At 53.3% G+C, this 3,110-nt stretch carries 3 protein-coding genes; all 3 read right to left on the bottom strand.

Annotated elements, in window-relative coordinates:
* The coding region (locus ACUVTA_RS03970) for a 4Fe-4S binding protein (RefSeq protein ID WP_445951678.1) at positions 1-190 on the bottom strand (190 nt) is incomplete at its 3' end.
* A 68-nt stretch (positions 191-258) separates the two neighbouring features.
* Positions 259-417, bottom strand: coding sequence for a hypothetical protein (locus tag ACUVTA_RS03965; protein ID WP_445951677.1), 159 nt, complete (start codon positions 415-417; stop codon positions 259-261).
* Between the two features lie 859 nt (positions 418-1,276).
* Entirely contained in the window at positions 1,277-2,911 is a 1,635-nt protein-coding gene (locus tag ACUVTA_RS03960) for a (Fe-S)-binding protein (protein ID WP_445951676.1), read from the bottom strand.
* Positions 2,912-3,110: the final 199 nt, after the last annotated feature.

Raw genomic sequence — 3,110 nt, 5'->3', positions numbered from 1 at the left:
TTAAAGGATCCTTGCCGTCCCAGTCTTTCCTAAGTTTCTGAAGCCGCCGGCCCATCCCGCTATCCAGAGGTAGCTCGCTCATGCCACCCTTAGTCGGAACCAAGTAGCCTTTGTGGTATTGCCTGCAGGCAGCAACGCAGGCCCGGCAGCCGATACATTTGGTAACATCGAACAAGAACCTGTAACCCACTCTCTCACACCTCCAGTTTTCAAAAAAACGTTGGCGCGATACTTACAACCCTTTCCCGGCCGACCTCGCTACTGGAGCAGAAGAAAGCCCCAGCCTTCTGTATCAAGGCTCCGGCGCCTCCCTGCCGTACGGTAATCAGCGCAAACCAGATTAGTACCTACGTCTAACTTCTCTAAACCCACCGTCCTGGCTGCCCGACCCATTTCAGCCGGAACGCACTCCGCCACCGCGGCGGCAACCAGGTTAATATCCGGAATTCTTTCCCCGCCGTAGTTCCATCTCGTTTTGCGGATAGATTCAGGAATAAACCCGCCTTGCTCGTACGCGTTACGTACGGCTTTAAAAAGCCTATCAGCTATCCAGAGCGGCGCCCGCGCGTCCCCCGAAGGCTCAACCGCCCTGGCGCACCACTGAACCCAGCGCCCTTGACAGAGAAGCGGACCCTCTTTTTCCCAAGGCGCTACCGCAGGCAGGAGGAAAACCTCCGCTCCGGGCCAGAACTGCAGAATCCGTTAGCGTTTGAGCTGCAGTTCTTCCTTACTCTTAAACCAGTCAACTAGAACCAGCCATTCGAGGCCCGGGAACCAATCTGTCGCCTCTTCCGTGAGCAGAAAATCACCCCCCAGATAAGCGCACCTTTAATCCTTTCACCCGCTAATAATTCAGCCCCCGTTTTTACCGTAAACCCTATCCGGCATAAAAAGCTAAGGCACCTGAATACCGGTTGCGGCTTACTACCGGTATGCCAGATGCCCGCGCAAACTTACCCAGAAGATAAGCCTCTTCGTTATATAAAAAGTGAAAGATCCAGGAAAATATAAAAGTTATTGCCTTCACTATATCACTCTCTTGAAAAAGTGTCAATAATCACCGCCTATAGCCGCAGGTGAATGGTCCCGGAGCCAATCCCCTTTTTGGCTACCGAAATAGCAAAGCTAACGCCTCCCCCGGTAAAGGTAAATAAGAGGAGAGCCCACCTGGGTAAAGCGGCCCCTCATAAAGTGGGAGCAGCGTTATCGTCCACTTTTATCTCCGAGGGGTTGTGGGCTCTCGCTTCAAGACAAACCCGCAGAATACGTTTGGTTTTCAGTGAAAATCGTCCGGTTCGAGATACGGCCGGTCGATATCTACCATCGCGTTCACCATCAACTCCACCAGGCCACCGTAATTGATCCGGTACTTATCCCAGAGTTTGTAGTGGGCGATGGCGTCTCTGATGGCCCCCTTACAGTTAGAGCAGGGCGCGCAGAGGTATTTATACGGGTATTTATTCGGGTCAAGTTCATTTCTGAAGGCCTCGAGAGTCTGTTTCATTTTCATCCTGCTCGAAACCTTGTTCCGCCACTGCGGGAAATTCATGGATTGCATGATCGCTAAGCCCCCACCGCCACCGCAGCAATAGTTGTAAACGCTGTTGGGAGTCATCTCCCGGAACTGCGGGCAGAGCGCCTTGAGCGCGTAACGCTGTGGGGTAACGATACCCATCAGCCGCACCATGTTACAGGGGTCGTGCAGTGTCACCGGAAAATTATTCCGGCTTGGATCGAACTTGATAACGCCGCTTTTGATGATCTCCCACAGAAGCGGCAGACAGCCCTCGCGCGGTATTTCCGAGCTTGATAAATTTCCGGGCAGGACCCGGTCCGCTACAACTACCAGCGCCTTGGTCGCGTGACCGCACTCACCCACCACGATCTTCTTAACGCCGAGTTTCTGGGCTATTTTGACGTGCCGCTGCGCTACCCGCGCCAGCTCGACATCGTCGTTCCAGAGACCGTAGTTTACAGCGTCGTATCCGACCACGTCGCTCGAAAGCGTCCAGCTGATCCCCGCCGCTTCAAAGATGATCGCAAAAGCTTCTGGATTCTCAGGCCAGGAGAGATACTCCCCAGCGTTATGGATCAGCAGGATATCGGCACCCTTTTTATCGACCGGAATCTTGATGCTCTTGCCGGTCCGGTCGCCGATATCCTCCTCCATGAACTGCACCGTTTCCTTGAAACCACTAGGAGTCATCTGGGTGGACGAACCGATGGTGAGGTGATAGACACAGCCCTTTTCTAAGATTTCCGGCGCCGCGATCCCGAACTCCTGGCTGAAGAGTTTCCGGAGTTCCCGGGCGATCATCCCGTTATCTATGCCCATTGGGCAGCGCTGGGCACACCGGCGGCAGATGGTGCAGCGGTGGCACGACTCCGCAAGGCGCAGCACCGTCCGCCAGTTGAGGTCGATGTCGGCACCCACGAAGCGTCCTAGAAGTCTTCCCTCGGGCGTGAAATACTTCTTGTAGATACGGCGCAGAACCTCGGCCCTGTAGGTGGGCCGGTAGATCTCCTGGCGTCCGCTGCCCAAGTAAGTGTGGCAGGCATCAGCACAGGTTTGGCACTTAACGCAGTAGTCCATCGAAAGGCGGAAAACCTGAACAAAGGTCCAGCTCTCCTGCGGGTCGAAGAGCTTCTGGAGGCCGCTTAGAAACTTATGAACAAGCGCGTCTTCTTCTTCTTTGCTCTTAGGCTTCGGCAGCCCCATATCGGTATGGCCGTCAAAACTTAAATCATACTTTTCCCACCAACTCGCCGGTGCCGGTTTAAAAGGTTCTTCCTCATCGAGGTCCGGCAGCGGCATCAGATCCGCCACGGTGAGGTTGACGAGCGGTTCGTCGCCAGGTCTGGAAATCTCTTTAAGACCAACCTTCTTCCTGGCAGCGGCCACTTCCGCCATAGCTTATCCCTCCTTAAAAATTTATCCTTAAGATAAGGGGCTCCCTGGCGCGCTCATCTCCCTCCTTCCTCCTGCTCCTTTTTAAACCCCTAAATTATTAGAATTTTCAAATAAATTTTCAAATAATAATTTTACATATGCTCATTATATTGATTGCTCACTATATTGATAACACTTTTCCCAAAGCGTGTCAAAGGAA

Source organism: Thermodesulfitimonas sp. (assembly GCF_052743955.1).
This window is presented reverse-complemented; position numbering and strand designations above follow the sequence as displayed.